This is a genomic window from Streptomyces fodineus (assembly GCF_001735805.1).
Taxonomy (GTDB): domain Bacteria; phylum Actinomycetota; class Actinomycetes; order Streptomycetales; family Streptomycetaceae; genus Streptomyces; species Streptomyces fodineus.
In genome coordinates this window covers 4,406,668-4,421,590 of record NZ_CP017248.1, presented here as the reverse complement: position 1 = coordinate 4,421,590, position 14,923 = coordinate 4,406,668, and the positions used below count along the sequence as shown (strand labels likewise).

15 protein-coding genes and 1 pseudogene are annotated in these 14,923 nt (G+C 68.8%); 9 read left to right on the top strand and 7 right to left on the bottom strand.

Going from position 1 to position 14,923, the window contains the following annotated elements:
• Nucleotides 1-71: 71 nt before the first annotated feature.
• From BFF78_RS46245 to BFF78_RS18520, 3 genes are read left to right on the top strand one after another with little or no spacing between them, the layout of a single operon-like run.
• Nucleotides 72-1,097: a hypothetical protein gene (locus BFF78_RS46245; protein ID WP_159033023.1), complete on the top strand. Its 1,026-nt coding sequence runs from the start codon at nucleotides 72-74 to the stop codon at nucleotides 1,095-1,097.
• 11 nt (nucleotides 1,098-1,108) lie between these two features.
• Complete coding sequence (locus tag BFF78_RS18525) at nucleotides 1,109-2,056, top strand: ABC transporter ATP-binding protein (RefSeq protein ID WP_069779383.1); 948 nt, start codon at nucleotides 1,109-1,111, stop codon at nucleotides 2,054-2,056.
• Nucleotides 2,043-2,840, top strand: coding sequence for an ABC transporter permease (locus BFF78_RS18520; protein ID WP_069779382.1), 798 nt, complete (start codon nucleotides 2,043-2,045; stop codon nucleotides 2,838-2,840). The genes BFF78_RS18525 and BFF78_RS18520 overlap by 14 nt, the downstream gene beginning before the upstream one ends.
• A 110-nt stretch (nucleotides 2,841-2,950) precedes the next feature.
• Here BFF78_RS18520 and BFF78_RS18515 read toward each other — a convergent pair whose 3' ends face one another.
• The 6 genes from BFF78_RS18515 to BFF78_RS18490 form a co-directional block, all read right to left on the bottom strand.
• A complete protein-coding gene (locus BFF78_RS18515) occupies nucleotides 2,951-3,727 on the bottom strand; it encodes a methyltransferase domain-containing protein (RefSeq protein ID WP_069779381.1) in 777 nt (258 codons plus the stop codon).
• An 86-nt stretch (nucleotides 3,728-3,813) separates the two neighbouring features.
• A complete protein-coding gene (locus BFF78_RS18510) occupies nucleotides 3,814-4,320 on the bottom strand; it encodes an NUDIX hydrolase (RefSeq protein WP_069779380.1) in 507 nt (168 codons plus the stop codon).
• Between the two features lie 439 nt (nucleotides 4,321-4,759).
• Nucleotides 4,760-5,515 carry a hypothetical protein gene (locus tag BFF78_RS18505; RefSeq protein WP_069783655.1) on the bottom strand — a complete coding sequence of 252 codons (756 nt, stop codon included), beginning with the start codon at nucleotides 5,513-5,515 and terminating at the stop codon, nucleotides 4,760-4,762.
• A 228-nt stretch (nucleotides 5,516-5,743) separates the two neighbouring features.
• A complete protein-coding gene (locus BFF78_RS18500) occupies nucleotides 5,744-6,577 on the bottom strand; it encodes a C1 family peptidase (protein ID WP_069779379.1) in 834 nt (277 codons plus the stop codon).
• The gene (locus tag BFF78_RS18495; RefSeq protein ID WP_069779378.1) at nucleotides 6,574-7,446 is read right to left on the bottom strand and encodes a phytanoyl-CoA dioxygenase family protein; all 873 of its coding nucleotides are present in this window, start codon (nucleotides 7,444-7,446) and stop codon (nucleotides 6,574-6,576) included. The genes BFF78_RS18500 and BFF78_RS18495 overlap by 4 nt, the downstream gene beginning before the upstream one ends.
• Nucleotides 7,443-7,697: a hypothetical protein gene (locus BFF78_RS18490; protein WP_069779377.1), complete on the bottom strand. Its 255-nt coding sequence runs from the start codon at nucleotides 7,695-7,697 to the stop codon at nucleotides 7,443-7,445. Before BFF78_RS18490 ends, BFF78_RS18495 begins: the two co-directional genes overlap by 4 nt.
• An 11-nt stretch (nucleotides 7,698-7,708) precedes the next feature.
• Here BFF78_RS18490 and BFF78_RS18485 point away from each other — a divergent pair.
• A pseudogene (locus BFF78_RS18485) lies at nucleotides 7,709-8,938 on the top strand (tyrosine-type recombinase/integrase); the annotation flags it as partial.
• Between the two features lie 76 nt (nucleotides 8,939-9,014).
• Here BFF78_RS18485 and BFF78_RS18480 read toward each other — a convergent pair.
• Nucleotides 9,015-9,452, bottom strand: a complete 438-nt coding sequence (locus tag BFF78_RS18480; protein ID WP_003974483.1) for a hypothetical protein — start codon at nucleotides 9,450-9,452, stop codon at nucleotides 9,015-9,017.
• 573 nt (nucleotides 9,453-10,025) lie between these two features.
• On the opposite strand from BFF78_RS18480, the gene hemL reads away from it, so the two are divergent.
• From hemL to BFF78_RS18450, 5 genes are all read left to right on the top strand, one after another.
• Entirely contained in the window at nucleotides 10,026-11,345 is a 1,320-nt protein-coding gene (gene hemL, locus BFF78_RS18470) for a glutamate-1-semialdehyde 2,1-aminomutase (RefSeq protein WP_069783654.1), read from the top strand.
• Nucleotides 11,342-12,028 (top strand): histidine phosphatase family protein, encoded by a 687-nt coding sequence (locus BFF78_RS18465; protein WP_069779376.1) that lies wholly within the window; start codon nucleotides 11,342-11,344, stop codon nucleotides 12,026-12,028. The genes hemL and BFF78_RS18465 overlap by 4 nt, the downstream gene beginning before the upstream one ends.
• A 146-nt stretch (nucleotides 12,029-12,174) precedes the next feature.
• Nucleotides 12,175-13,443 (top strand): polysaccharide deacetylase family protein, encoded by a 1,269-nt coding sequence (locus tag BFF78_RS18460; RefSeq protein WP_069779375.1) that lies wholly within the window; start codon nucleotides 12,175-12,177, stop codon nucleotides 13,441-13,443.
• A 114-nt stretch (nucleotides 13,444-13,557) separates the two neighbouring features.
• Nucleotides 13,558-14,148, top strand: a complete 591-nt coding sequence (locus BFF78_RS18455) for a TlpA family protein disulfide reductase (RefSeq protein ID WP_069779374.1) — start codon at nucleotides 13,558-13,560, stop codon at nucleotides 14,146-14,148.
• Nucleotide 14,149: 1 nt separating this feature from the next.
• The gene (locus BFF78_RS18450; protein ID WP_069779373.1) at nucleotides 14,150-14,920 is read left to right on the top strand and encodes a cytochrome c biogenesis CcdA family protein; all 771 of its coding nucleotides are present in this window, start codon (nucleotides 14,150-14,152) and stop codon (nucleotides 14,918-14,920) included.
• The last annotated feature ends 3 nt before the right edge of the window (nucleotides 14,921-14,923 follow it).

Here is a 14,923-nt window from a genome sequence, read left to right as displayed (position 1 = left end):
CCCTCCGATCCACATACTACGAGCCGCGATACTACTTGTCACGTAGTACGAGACGCGTACTATGGCGGTCCATGGAACACGTGAGGGAGAACGGCCGGGCTTCCTCGGCCGTGGTGTGGGCGAGCCTCGGCGCGGCCGGTGTGTTCGAGGCGTTGACGGTGCTGGAGACCCAGGACAAGACGGTCAGGGCCGCCAGCCCGTGGCAGGACGACCCGTACGACGTGGTGGAGTCCCTGGCTCAGTTCGCGGTGCCGATGCTCGCCCTGGTGATCGCACTACGGCTGCTCGTGTGGCGGGCGCCCGGGGGTGCCGACCGGGTGCGGCAGACGCTGCGTGCGGCGGGGGCGATGGTCACGCTGATCGGGGTCACGGTCGTATTCGAGTGGGTCGCGGTCAGCGCCAGGACACCTGCCTCATCCTCGGGAACATGGGCATCGGTGCTGATCAGCGGGCTCGTCGTCAACTCCGTACTCACCGTGGCGGTTGCGGTGTTGCTCGTCCTAGGGCACCGAGGGCACGGCTCGGCCGGCCCATGGCGGCATGACTGGCTCGGCGACGCCGTCTTCGTCTGTGGGCGGATTCCCGCACTGCGGCGCTGGGTCGGTCCGGACGCCGCGGACCGGGTGCGCCGCCGGGCGATGACGGTGTTCGTCGCGCTGAGCACGCTGGCCGCGGCGGCCATCACCGGCGCACAGGCCGTCGGCGAACGCTGGACGGACCCGCTGCTCATCGCCTGGTTTCTGATCGTCGTGGCGACGTCCCACCTCGCCTTCTGCGTGATCAGCAACGCGGTCGCGGGATTCATCGCCCGGCCGGCGCGTACCCGGCCCCGCCGTATCGCCGAGGTATCGGTCGTCGCCGGATGCGTCGCGATCAGCGCGGCGACGGCGTTCCGCGACGCCCTGTGGCCGGTGTTCGGGACGGGATCGCTGACGTCCGTACCGGCTTTGGCCGCCCTCACACTCGGCGCGGGTCTGGCCACCTCTCTGGTCACGGCCGCGCTCCTGCTCGCCTGCCTCCCGTACGACTCCTCCGGCTCGCGCCGCCGCTTCGGCGCGGCCGCCACCCACCTCCGACGACCGGACAAGCACCGGTGAAAGGCGTGACGATGGAACCGTCCACACCGCAGGCACAGACAACACCTGCGATCTGCGCCCGCGAGCTGTCCAAACGGTACGGGCGTAGGCAGGCCGTCGGCGGGCTCAGCTTCACCGTGGGAGCCGGCCAGATCTGCGCGCTGCTCGGCCCGAACGGGGCGGGCAAGACCTCCACGATGCGGATGCTGGTCGGCCTGTCGTCCCCGGACACCGGCAGCGCGGGCATCCTGGGCGAGCCGGTCGGCCTGGGCGCGGACGTGCTGCGTCGCGTCGGCGTGCTCATCGACGGCCCGGCGTTCGTGCCGCACCTCACCGGCCGGGCCAACCTGCGGCTCCTGTGGTCGGCGACACGACGGGCATGGCCGCCCCCCGCTCTGGACGACGCCCTGGACCTCGCCGGGCTCGGCGATGCGCTCGACCGCAAGGTCAAGGGCTATTCGATGGGGATGAAGCAGCGGCTGATGCTGGCCCAGGCCCTGATGCGGCAGCCGGACGTGCTGATCCTGGACGAGCCGGCCAACGGACTGGACCCCGGCGAGGTCCGGGCCCTGCGCGAGTACCTGGGGGAGCTGGCCCGACGAGGGGCCGCCGTGCTCGTCTCCAGCCATCAGCTCGCCGAGGTGCAGCAACTGGCGACCCACGTCGTCGTGATGAACCACGGCCGGCTGATCGCCGCGGGACCGATGGACGAACTGCTCGGCGCCGCCGGCACCTACCGCCTCCAGGTGGACGACACCGAGAAGGGGGCCGCCGTGCTGCGCGCACTGCCCGGCGTCGCGTCGGCCACGACGCAGCGGGACGAGATCGTCGTCAACGCCCCGGGTGTGCTCTCCCGCGACCTGGTACGCGCGCTGGTCACGGAAGGCATCGGCGTCACGTCCGTGCAGCAGGAGAGCAAGTCCCTGGAAGAGGCGTTCCTGACCATGACCGAAGGAGCCGGCGAGCATGCTGCGCGTTGAACTGACCACCCAGCTACTGCGGATCCGTACGCTCGTCGTGCTCGCCTGTCTGGCCGCCGTCCCCGTGCTGTCCGGCTTTTCGTACGCATCCGAGGCGGGGCATCGCAACGGCCGTCAGACCGGCCTGTTCGGCGCCTCCCCCTACTCAGCGCTCAACCATGCCATGGCGAGCTTGGCGTTCATCGAACCGCTGCTCCTGCCGATCATGGTGGCTCTGCCGGCCGCCGCGATCGCCTCGTCCGACCGGGAGTGGGGAACCCTGCGCTACCTGTACGTCGCGCCCGTGAGCCGAGCACGCCTGCTGGCGGCCAAGGTCGGAGCGCTGGCCGTTGTGACCGCGATCGCCACCCTGTGTGTGCTGACGGCCGGCCTGCTCGCCGGCGTTGCCATCTACGGCTGGCACCCGTTCCACATCATCGGCGCTCCGAATCTCACCGGCGGCGAGACGGCCACCCGGGTCCTGTCGGCGACCGGCTACTGCCTGCTGTGCATGCTGAGCATCGCAACGATCGCGTTCGCCATGGGACTTCTCCTGCCCCGCGGCATCGAGGCCCTCGGCGCCGTCGTCGCCTTCGTGATCGCAGCCAGCCTCTTCAACGGCTCGCACGCCTTGCCCGCCCTGCAGGCGGTCCTGCCCGTGCACTACTGGCAGGACTGGACCCACCTGTTCGACCCCTCCGGGACCGCCCACCTCGGCACCGGCATCGTGGCGCAGGTGGCCACGATCACCCTGGCCACCTGCGCCGCCGTCCTCGTGCTCGTCCGCCGGGACCCCGCGGCATGACAACCGGTCTGCCCCCGATGCCCGGGCTTAGCGACGAGCCTGGCCGCTGCCTGCCGTGGTCGGCGAGACGGGGAAGACCGCCGCGCCGACCACGGCCAGGCGACGCGCGACTACGCCTCGGCCACGACGATGTAGAACGTCACCGCCGCGAGAAAAGGGCCCCGCGTGAGATGGCTCAGCCAGGCTTCCGCCGCCTGGTCGCTGAAGTAGCCGGCTTCGACTGCGCGCCGGGTGGTGCGTTCCAGGCCGAGGATCTTGTCCGCGACCTGGACGTCCCGGAAGACAGGTGTGACAGGGATGACTGTGGGCACCCTGAAGCCGCTCTCGGTCGCCAGGCGCGCCAGTTGCCTGCCGATCCCCGCGTTGCGGACGACGCGTTCGGCCACATGGCGGGTGTAGGCACGCGTCAGGTCGCTGTCCGGATGGTCGACGGCCAGGGTTTCCCAGTCGGGCTCGCCCATGACGAGCCGCCCGCCCGGCCGCAGGACCCGGCGGATCTCACCGAGCGCGGCCAGGGGATCGGCGACGTGCTGAAGGACCCGGTCGGTGCGGGCGCGGTCGGCGGTGCGGTCGGGCATCGGCAGGTCGTGGATGTCCGCGTGCCGGACGTCCACCACGGCCTCACCGGCGGTGCGGGCCCGCGCGGCGTCCACCATGTTCCGGTCGTGGTCGACGCCGACGACAGCGCCGGCCGGGGTGACTGCCTGGGCGAGCGCCTCAAGGTCGGTACCGGGGCCGCAGCCGAGGTCGAGCACCCGGTGTCCGGCACGCAGGTCCAGTTCGTCGAGCATCCGCCGCTTGTAGGAGCGGCCGAGATCGCTCGTGGCGAGCCGGTCGAGGTAGCTGACGGGATCGGGCCTGTCCGTCTCGAACGCAGATGACGTCATGCGTCCCAGTCAACCAACTGCCCGCTCGACTATACGGGTTGTATCGCGACAAAATATGGCTCGGCCGCTCAAACCGTACCGATGCGCTACTCCGGATCGGTGTCTTCGTTGAAATTGCCCAGATGCACAGGGGCTCGGTCAAGGCCCACGGCCGACAGCGCATCGGGCAGGAGAGAAGCCATCCTCTTCGGTCGGACGGTCTCCGCAGTGGTGGCGAGTTCCGCTGCCGACCACCAACGATGCCCGTAACGGGCCTCCTGCGTCCGGACGTTCATCCCGCGGACCTCGTCGGCCGTGACGCGGGCAAGACGGTATTCCTCGTACTGGTCGAAGACACGGCCGTCCACGCTGAAGATCGCCTGCCGGGTCCAGACAACGGGGCCCAAGCGCCCAACGGGGAGAGACAGCGCCGTCTCCTCCCATACTTCACGCACGGCAGCCTGGGGATAGCTCTCGCCGTCCTCGACGCCACCACCGACGGTGAACCACCATCGTGCCCCCGGCCTGCGCGGATCACGGCCGCACAGCAGGAGCAGACGATCGTCACCGTCCACCAGGAGAACACGGGAAGTCCACCGCTGCGTCAGCGTCATGATCCCCGATGCTATCCACGGATCACATGATGAGAAGAAGGGTCTGACTCTCCCGCGGAGGGAGACATGAGGTCTCGGCCTCGACGTGATCCGGCGCGGCGCTCTCCGAGTACCTCGGCCACTCGGACCCGGGCTTCACCCCTCCGGGTACATGACGAAGACGGGGTCCGAAAACCCCGCCCACAGACCGTGAAACCCCACCTCAGGGCCAAACAAGGCAATACGGCTGATGCCCCGCCTCATGCAGCCGATGCGAGAAGTCCTGCCACTCGTGCAGCGATTGGGCGTGGCAGGGCGCTGACCTGGGGTTTCTCAGTGAAATGTGCGTTGACCTGCGAAAACTCCTCTCGGTAGTTCTCACGGGTCAACGCCGTTTCCCAGGCTCATGTGCCCTGGATGTGCCCTAGGCGACCACGACCGTCGAGGGCCGACAGCCGGATCAGTCGGCGACGATGTTCGCCGTGAGGATACGGACGGCTTCACGAGTGTTGTCCGCGGCGAAGCGGACCTCTCGCACCTCCTGGAACGGCTTCCCGGGCTTGGGCGCCACAGAGTACGGCTCGCGCAGCTTGACGCTCAGGGTGGTGGAGTCACCGATTGGCATCGCCAGGATGCCGTCGTTGATCTGGACGGCTCTGCGATAGCCGCTGTGCCGGGTCGCGCGGACCGATTCGACGAGGTCAAGCGGGATCGCGATCTGTACGAAGTGAGCAAACCGCAGCACCATTTTGCCGTCGCCGACGCTGTGCGGGCGGATGGACAGTGCCGCGATGAAGCCGAGCACCCAGAGGGTTCCATAGATGGAGAGCGCCAGCAGGATGATGCGCACCACGGACCAGGGGACGAGAAACTCGACGGCGAGGATCTCCAGAGGCACGAGAAACACCATTGCCCACATGATTGGCTTGATTTCCGAGCCGTAGGTCAGGATCTGGTGGCCTTCCGGTGCGTCCGGCTTGCGGCGGATCCAGCGCCAAAGAGCGCGGAAAAGGCCGAATTCCATCCCCATCACCTTGGCCACCGGGGCAGGGAGCACGGTGGATAGCGCCTGGTTGAGGGCCTCCTGCCCGTCGGCCCCCCGGCTCCGGGAGGTCTTGTAGGCCCGCGTGGCAAGGGTAAATTCGGTGATCACGATCCCGGCCAGGAGGAGTTCGAGTAACAGTCCGACCGCCACCGCCTCGCCGAGGCTGAACACGCCGGTCCATACGAGGCAGACCTGAGCGAGGACAACGGTAGGTGCCGCCCAACGGGCGGTGGTCGCCAGGAACCTCCGCAACGTCAACCAACTTTCCTGTGGGGGGTGTTAGGTTCACTGGTTATTATTCCCGCTGGCTCTTCGTGGCTAAGCGACGCGAAGACCCGTACTGGCTGCTTTCTTTCGTAGACGCGGGCCGAAAAAGAGAGCTTTCCGGACGAGCCGCACTCACTGTTTCTGCCAGTCCTCTTCCACGACGATCCAGTTCTCGCCAGTGAGCTTCTGTTCGAGGAAGGCGTAGGGAAGGAGGCCGTAGCCCTGGACCCCCCAGCCGGTTCCCCAGCTGTTCCGGACGCGGAAGGCTCCCGAGCCGGTACCCCGGTCGTAGGGAGCGGTGTCCGCCTCGTCGTCGTAGCCGGTCAACAGGACCACATGAGGTCCCACCGACTGCTCCGTGGGCAGCTGTACAGGAATGACACCGCCGTTCAGCAGGGACATGGAGATCGACGGACAGAGCCGGATCTCCACGCTCACAGGGATGCCCAGCGCGATGTACCGGCGCGCCAGGTCGAGCAGGCCAGCCCCGTCCGGCGCGCGCAGCGGACGCGCGATCGGGCGGGAGTGCCGCGCGGTGACGTGGCAGTGCTCGGGCGGATCCCGGTCGACCCGGGTCGGACCGAGTTCGTCGTACGGCCAGGCTGCCTCCTCGCACAGCCCCGACTCTGCCCAGGCGCGGAAGCTGTGTTCGAGACGGGAGCCCTTGCGGTCCGCGGAACCGGCGAGCCGGCGTGAGAGCCGGTAATTGAAAAGGACTGAGGGGGTGAACTCCAGCTGCTTGGCCCGGCGGGCGTAATAGCCGGCGATCGCCGTGGTGACCGCGGCGGTGCACAGTGGGACCTGCCCCTGGTCGATCACGGGTGGCATCCAGCCGGACAGGTCCATCCGGTGAGGGACGCTTCCGGCCGTCCACCAGGGAGGCACGATCCCGGACAGCCAGTCGGCGTCGGCGGCTTCGGAGACCGCGGAGTCGGCGTCCTTGCCGGTAGGGCGTGCCGTCGTCACGACGGGTCCCGGGGTGTGTCGGGGCCTTTCCCGGCGTTCCGTTTCTGGACCGTCTGGTCGATCCGCTTCTGGCGACGAGTGACAGCGGAGTAGAACTCGTTCAGGGCGGCCTGGTCGAAGTTGGACTCGGGCCTGCGCTCGGGCAGGAAAGCACCGGTGTCCGTGCCGCGGACGAGCAGGGCGCTGTCCTCGCCCGCGGTGGGGGAGACTCGCGGTGTGATGTAGTCGATTGCGAAGTTGAAACGTCCAGTATCGGTCTGGTTGGGGCCCGAAGCGTGGGCCATGGCCAGATGGTGCACAGAGCACTGGCCAGCGTCAAGGAGAACGTCGACAGCCGCCGCCTCATCGATGTCGACGGCGATCTCCTCACCGCGCATGATGTCCTCTAGGCCGGAACCACCGAACCGATGTGGCAACGCGCCGCGCAGATGTGAACCCCGCGCGTAGCGCATGGTGCCGTTGGCGACAGTGGTGTCGGTGAGCGCGACCCAGACGCGTGCCGCGTGCTGCTGGTAGCCGTCCAGGCCCAGGTAGACGGCGTCCTGGTGCCAGGCGAGTGAACTACCGCTGTGCGCGGGCCTGATGAAGAGGTTGGTGGACCACACCAGCAGGTCGGGTCCCAGCAGTGACTCGACGGCGTCGAGGATCGCGGGGTGGTGCACGATCCGATCGGCCCAGGAGGCGACCAGGTGGATCTTGGGGAAGGCCGCGTACCGTGCCAGGGCGCCGCCCACTGCGCTCACGGCACGCAAGTAGGTTTGGCACTCGGCCAGCGCCTGTTCGGCCTCGGCACGCGTGAGCGCGTCCACAGGGAAGGCGAATCCGTCGGTGCGGAACCGTGCCGCCAAGTCGGGAGCGGTCGTGGTCATCGGGCAGCCACCTCCGGGACGGGCACGATCCCGTACTGTTTGGCGTCCTGCCGCATCCGGTCCAGCAGGGCGAGCGCGTCGTCCCGCTTGGCATCCGGAGCCTCGGGGGACCGCAGGTAGCCGGCAAGACGCTGTCGGTCGGGTTCGGGCATAGTGCCCTTCAGCTGGTGCAGGGCGGCGGCGCTGGTGCGCTGCGGGAAGTACAGAGCCTTGGCGGTCTCCAGGAACAGTTCCGCGTTGTCCTTGCTCACCACCCTCCGGCGTCCGCTACCGCGACCCGGACGGCAGCCAGCGCAAGGAGAACTTCGATACCAAGGCGGAGGCGGACAACCGCGCCGCCGAGGTGGACGTAGAGATCCGGCGCGGCTCCTACGTCGTCCCCGCAGAGACGAAGCAGACGCTCGGCGCCTACGCGCAGAAGTGGCTCGACGCGAACTCCGTCGGCCCGACGACCGCACTCCGCTACGAGGCGACCGTCCGCAACCACATAGTCGAGCACCTCGGCCGACGCGAGCTGCGGTCCCTCAACCAGCCCTCGGTCGTTCAGGGTTGGATCCGGACGCTTCAGGACAGTGGCCTCGAAGTATCGACGATCGATGGCATCTTCGACATCCTCTCCAGCATCCTCGGCGCGGCCGTGGAGGACGGGCTGTTGCCGAAGAACCCCTGCAAGGCGAAGTCGGTCAAGCTGCCGACCGCGACCAAGAAGAAGATCATCCCTTGGCCGTTGGAGCGCGTGCGCGCCGTCATCGCCGGCCTACCGAAGCGCTTCCAGGCCGGCGGCAAGCTTGCCTTCGGCTGCGGCCTGCGCCAGGGCGAGGTGTTCGGCTTCGCCGTCGAGGACATCGACTTCAAGGGCGGCTGGATCCACGTCAACCGCCAGGTTCGGCTCGTCGGTACGAAGCCCGTCTTCGCCCTGCCCAAGGGCAACAAGATCCGGTCGGTGCCTCTATCGGCCCAGCTTGCTGCCGCCCTCAAGGCCCACATGAAGGAGTTCCCGCCCGCCGAGGTCACCCTGCCCTGGGCCAAGCCGGACGGCGAGCTGAAGACCTTCCGTCTCCTCTTCGTCGACGCGAAGGGGCGGGCCTACAACCGCAGCGTCTTCAACATGGGCGACTGGAAGCGCGCCCTGGCCGCCGCCGGCGTGATCCCTCCCCGCGAGCGCGGCGCGCGCTACCTGCAGGCGGCCCCAGAAGACGGCATGCACGCCCTCCGGCACGCGTACGCCTCCGTGCTCCTGGACGCGGGGGAGAGCATCAAGGCGCTCTCCGAGTACCTCGGCCACTCGGACCCGGGCTTCACGCTGCGGACGTACACCCACCTGTTGCCGTCCAGCGAGACCCGCACCCGCAAGGCGATCGACGACGCCTTCACGGAAACGGAAACGGATACGGAAGCCGAGGCGGCAGACGACGGCGACCCGCCCGCCGCCCAGGGCACTTCAGTGCACCCAGCAAAACCAATGTGCCCTCAATGTGCCCTGGCCGCCTGACGGCCCTCCCCGGCACCCAAAAGGGCGAGGTCCGAAGACCCCGCCCAACCCGCAAGAAACCCCAGCTCAGAGCCGATCAGGGCCACACCAGGCAGTACGGCTGATGCCCGGCCTCATGCAGCCGGTGCGAGAAGTCCTGCCACTCGTGCAGCAACTGATACACATTGAACGCATCCCGCGGCCCACCCCGGTCCGGCACCGTCGACCAGATGAAGGCCGCCGCGCCCACCGCCTCCTCACCGATGCCGCGCAGGGGGTCGACGACGGTCATGGGGAGTTTGACGACCGCGTAGTCGGGGTGCAGGACGACCAGTTCCAGGGGCGGGACCTTGTGCAGGGGGACGCCCTCGATGCCGGTCAGCACCATCGCGGCCATCGTCTCCGGCTTGATCTTGGTGAACATGCCGTTCATGCCCAGCTCGTCGCCGCCGAGTTCCTCGGGGCGCATCGAGATGGGGACGCGGGCCGCGGTCGCGCCGTCCGGCGCGCCGAAGTATTTGTACGTCACCCCCACCCGACCACCATTCCTGCTCCCCGCCCTCGGGCGGTCGGCCCGGGGGCCCGGCCGGCGGTCGATCGACCGGTCGAGCTGGCTCTCCAGCTGCCGGTCGGTCCGCCGGTCGTACCGATCGGGCTCACCCGGTACATCCTGTGTCTGACGTGCGTCGCTCTGCCGTGTTTCGGTTGTCTCCTCCGCGTCGCGCCGGTGCCTTCCCCGCCGGGCACGTCGAGGACCCAGGTCATCAGTCCCCTCGCCCAGTCCGCCACCGCGATGCATATCTCCACCCGACTGCTTTTCTAGGACGCGTGGCCCCCGCCGCGCAACCCGATCATCGTGTCAGTGACCTCCCCCACGTCCGCCCGCCGAAACGTGCGGTGGAACAACAGTCCACGGGGTATTTCCCGGTCCCTGATCACTACGTGCGTATGAGCTGTGTGTATCAGGTCTCAGTCTCGCAGATGGCGCCCCCGCGGCGCTGCGGGCCGGAGGCGGGCCGCGGCACGACCGTGCCGCGGCCTACCCTGAGGAGGTCACCACGCAACCGTCAGTTCCGAGAAGGCGGAGAAGTCGCACGTCATGAGTGCCCTGAGCGAAACGCCCTATCCCTACGATGCGCCCGCCTCCCAGGCGCTCTTCGACCGCGCCTCCGCCGTCACGCCCGGCGGTGTGAACTCGCCGGTGCGCGCCTTCCGCGCCGTCGGCGGCACGCCCCGCTTCATGGTGTCCGGCCGCGGCCCCTACCTGACAGATGCGGATGGCCGGGAGTACGTCGACCTCGTCTGCTCCTGGGGGCCGATGATCCTCGGGCACGCGCACCCCGAGGTCATCGCCGCCGTCCAGGAGGCCGTCGCCCGCGGTACGTCCTTCGGCACGCCCGGTGAGGGCGAGGTCGCGCTCGCCGAGGAGATCGTCGCCCGGGTGGAGCCCGTGGAGCAGGTCCGGCTCGTCAGCAGCGGGACCGAGGCGACCATGTCCGCCATCCGGCTCGCCCGTGGGTTCACCGGGCGGTCCAAGGTGATCAAGTTCGCCGGGTGCTACCACGGGCACGTGGACGCGCTGCTCGCCGCGGCCGGCAGCGGCGTCGCCACGTTCGCGCTGCCCGACACCCCCGGCGTCACCGGCGCCCAGGCCGGTGACACGATCGTGCTGCCGTACAACGACCTGGAGGCCGTGCAGGAGGCCTTCCACCGGCACCCCGGTGAGATCGCGTGCGTGATCACCGAGGCCTCGCCCGGGAACATGGGCGTCGTACCGCCGGACCCCGGGTTCAACCAGGGGCTCAGGGACGCCTGCCACAAGAACGGCGCCCTCTACATCTCCGACGAGGTGATGACCGGCTTCCGGACCAGCCGCGCCGGGTGGTACGGGATCGACGGGGTCAAGCCCGACCTGATGACGTTCGGGAAGGTGATGGGAGGCGGGTTCCCCGCCGCCGCCTTCGGGGGGCGGACCGACGTCATGGCTCACCTCGCTCCCGCCGGGCCCGTCTACCAGGCCGGCACCCTCTCCGGTAATCCCGTCGCCACCGCCGCCGGGCTCGCCCAGCTGCGGCTGCTCGACGACGCCGCGTACGACACCGTCGACGCCGTGTCCGCGCAGATCCAGGCCCTCGTCACCGAGGCGCTGAACAAGGAGGGCGTCGCGCACCGGCTGCAGACCGCCTCCAACATGTTCTCGGTGTTCTTCACCGACCGGCAGGTGCGCGACTACGAGGACGCCAAGCGGCAGGAGTCGTACCGCTTCACCGCGTTCTTCCACTCGCTGCTGGCGAACGGCGTCTATCTGCCGCCGTCGTCCTTCGAGTCCTGGTTCGTGTCCACGGCCCACGACGAGCGGGCCATCCAGAAGATCGCCGACGCCCTTCCGGCGGCGGCCCGGGCGGCTGCGGAGGCCACGGCAGAATGAGCGACAGCAGCAAGGACGTCACGGTCGTCCATCTCGTGCGGCACGGCGAGGTCGAGAACCCGACCGGGATCCTGTACGGGCGGCTGCCCGGCTACCACCTGTCCGAGCTGGGCCGGCAGATGGCCGAGCGGGACGCCGAGCACCTGGCCTCGCGGGACGTGACGTACGTCTGCGCCTCGCCGCTGGAGCGGGCGCAGGAGACGGCAGCCCCGATCGCCAAGGCGCACGGTCTCGACCTGGACACCGACGAGCGGCTCATCGAGGCCGACAACGTCTTCCAGGGCAAGACCTTCGGCGTGGGCGACGGCGCCCTGCGCAAGCCGGAGAACTGGAAGCACCTGGTCAACCCCTTCAAGCCGTCCTGGGGTGAGCCGTACGTCGACATCGTCGTGCGGATGATGGGCGCGCTGAACGCGGCCAAGGACCAGGCGCGCGGGCACGAGGCGGTGCTGGTGAGCCATCAGCTGCCGATCTGGATCGTGCGGTCCTATGTGGAGCGGCGGCGGTTGTGGCACGATCCGCGCAAGCGGCAGTGCACGCTCGCCTCGCTGACGAGCTTCACCTTCCTGGGCGACAGGATCGTGTCGGTCGGTTACAGCGAGCCCGCCATCGATCTGGTCCCGGCGCATCTGCGGGCCGGTGCCAAGCCGGTGCAGGGAAAGAGCAAGGCCTTCGGCGCCTAACCACCGCTCCTGGCAGCCCGTTTGACTTGTCGTAGGGCGCTTTTGCCGGAGATATTGCGAAAAACATACGAATCAAGGTGAACCTCCCCGATCGCCGTGCCCTCTCATTGAGTGACCACCAACAGGCGCGATGATCGGGGAACTCCATGCGCACCGTCTCCCGGACCTTCTCCCGCCGGGGCATACTCGGCCTCGGCGCGGGTGCCGCGGCCGCCGCCACCCTCGCCGGTTGCGGCGGCCACACGTCATCGGACGGCGCCGGGGCCTCGGACGGTTCCGGCGACGGAAAGAACGGAAACGGCGGCGACGCGAGCGGCGCGCCGCAGGGCCGGCCCATCGGGGACGGCTCCACGTCCTTCACCGGCAAGCAGCCGCACCAGCCGGCCAAGCCCGAGCCGCTGGAGCCCGGCCAGGCCCCGCCGCAGTTCGTGGTGTTCTCCTGGGACGGCGCCGGCGAGGTCGGCAACGGGCTCTTCCCGCGCTTCCTGGACCTGGCCAAGCAGCACGGCGCGAGCATGACCTTCTTCCTGTCGGGCCTGTATCTGCTGCCCGAGTCGAAGAAGCGCCTGTACGTGCCGCCGAACAACAAGATCGGCGCCTCCGACATCGGCTACCTCGCCGACGACCACATCAAGGCCACGCTGACCAACGTCCGCCGGGCCTGGCTCGAAGGCCACGAGATAGGCACCCACTTCAACGGTCACTTCTGTGGCGAGGCCCACACCTCGGTGAAGTGGTGGACGCCCCAGCAGTGGCACAGCGAGATCAAGCAGGCCAAGTCCTTCGTCAAGAACTGGAAGACCAACACCGGCCTCACCGACCTGCCGGCCCTTCCGTTCGACTACGACAAGGAACTCGTCGGCGGCCGTACGCCCTGTCTGCTCAACCAGGAGAACCTGCTGCCCACCGCCCGGGAACTGGGCTGGCGTTACGACGCCTCCTCGCCCGGCGGCCTGCAGATGTGGCCGGTGAAGAAGCACGGGCTGTGGGACCTGCCGCTCCAGGAGATCCCCTTCCCCGGCCGGAAGTTCCAGGTCCTCTCGATGGACTACAACATGATGTTCAACCAGTCGCAGAACTCGACCAAGGCGCCGGCCTACAACTACCCGGCCTGGCGCGAGCAGGCGGCCGGGGCGTACATCGCCGGCTTCAAGCGGGCATACTTCTCGAACCGGGCGCCGTTCTTCATCGGCAACCACTTCGAGCACTGGAACGGCGGCATCTACATGGACGCCGTCGAGCAGGCCTTCAAGCACATCGCCCAGGCGAAGGAGAAGGGGGCCGACGTACGGCTCGTCTCCTTCCGGCAGTTCTGCGACTGGATCGACGTGCAGAAGCCCGAGGTGCTCGCCAAGCTGCGCACGCTGGCGCCCGGACAGGCTCCGGCGGGCGGCTGGAAGACCTTCCTCGCCTAGCCCCTTGCCGGCCCCCTGTCGGAAATGTCCCGTGTAAATACGCCCTGAAATGCGGTTTTCCGCCCGGCAGGGGGGCGTGCGAGATCGCCGGAACCGGCATGCGAAACTTTTCACATGAGTACCCGTAGCCGCGCCGTCCTGCTCAGCGCCGTGGCCGCCGTTGCGGCTCTGACCCTGTCCGCGTGCGGCAAGGGCGGCACCTCCGGCGGCGGTGGCAACACCAACTTCGTCACCGGCAACAACGGCATCGCCACCGTGCCGGCGGGCGAGCGCGCCGCGGCCCCGGACCTGTCCGGAAAGACCATCGACGGCAAGACCCTGGACGTCGCCGACTACAAGGGCAAAGTCGTCGTCATCAACGTCTGGGGCTCGTGGTGCGGGCCGTGCCGCGAGGAGGCCCAGTACTTCGCCAAGGTGTCGAAGCAGTACGAGGGCCAGGGTGTGCAGTTCGTCGGCATCAACACCCGGGACACCAGCACCACCCCGGCGATCGCCTTCGAGAAGGAGCACGGGATCGGCTACCCGAGCCTGTACGACCCCACGGGCAAGCTGATGCTCCGCTTCCAGCGGGGCACGCTCAACCCGCAGCTGATCCCCTCCACTCTCATCATCGACCGGCAGGGGAAGGTCGCCGCGCGAGCCCTTGAGGCGCTCGACGACACCGCCCTGCTGAAGATGCTCAAGCCGGTCGTCGCGGAGAAGTGACGTGAGCGCGACCCTGACGCTGGCGGCGACGGGCCAGAACCAGACCGTACTCAACGGCGCCCTGCTGATCGCCCTGCCGGTCGCCCTGCTCGGCGGGCTCGTCTCCTTCTTCTCCCCGTGCGTGCTGCCGCTGGTACCCGGCTACCTCTCCTACGTCACCGGGGTCGCCGGCACCGACCTGGGCGAGGCGCGGCGCGGGCGGATGGCCACCGGCGCCGCCCTGTTCGTCCTCGGCTTCACCGTCGTGTTCGTCTCCGGCGGGGCGCTGTTCGGCTACTTCGGCTCCACCTTGCAGGAGTACAAGGACACCCTGTCGCAGGTGCTCGGCGTGCTCATGATCCTGCTCGGTGTCTTCTTCATGGGGCTGATGCCCTGGCTGACCCAGCGTGAGTTCCGCTTCCACCGGCGCCCGGCCGCCGGCCTGGTCGGCGCGCCGCTCCTCGGCGCCCTGTTCGGAGTCGGCTGGACCCCCTGCATCGGTCCGACCCTCGCCTCCGTCATCGCCCTGTCCTCCCAGCAGGCGAGCGCCGGGCGGGGCGCGATCCTGACCGTCGCCTACTGCCTCGGCCTCGGCGTCCCCTTCGTCCTCACCGCGGTCGCCTTCCGCAAGGCGCTCGGTGCGTTCGGCTGGGTCAAGCGCCACTATGTCTGGGTGATGCGCATCGGCGGCACGATGATGATCGTGACCGGTGTGCTGCTGCTGACCGGCGCCTGGGACAGTCTGGTGCAGCAGATGCAGACCTGGTCCGATGGCTTCACCGTGGGGATCTGATCG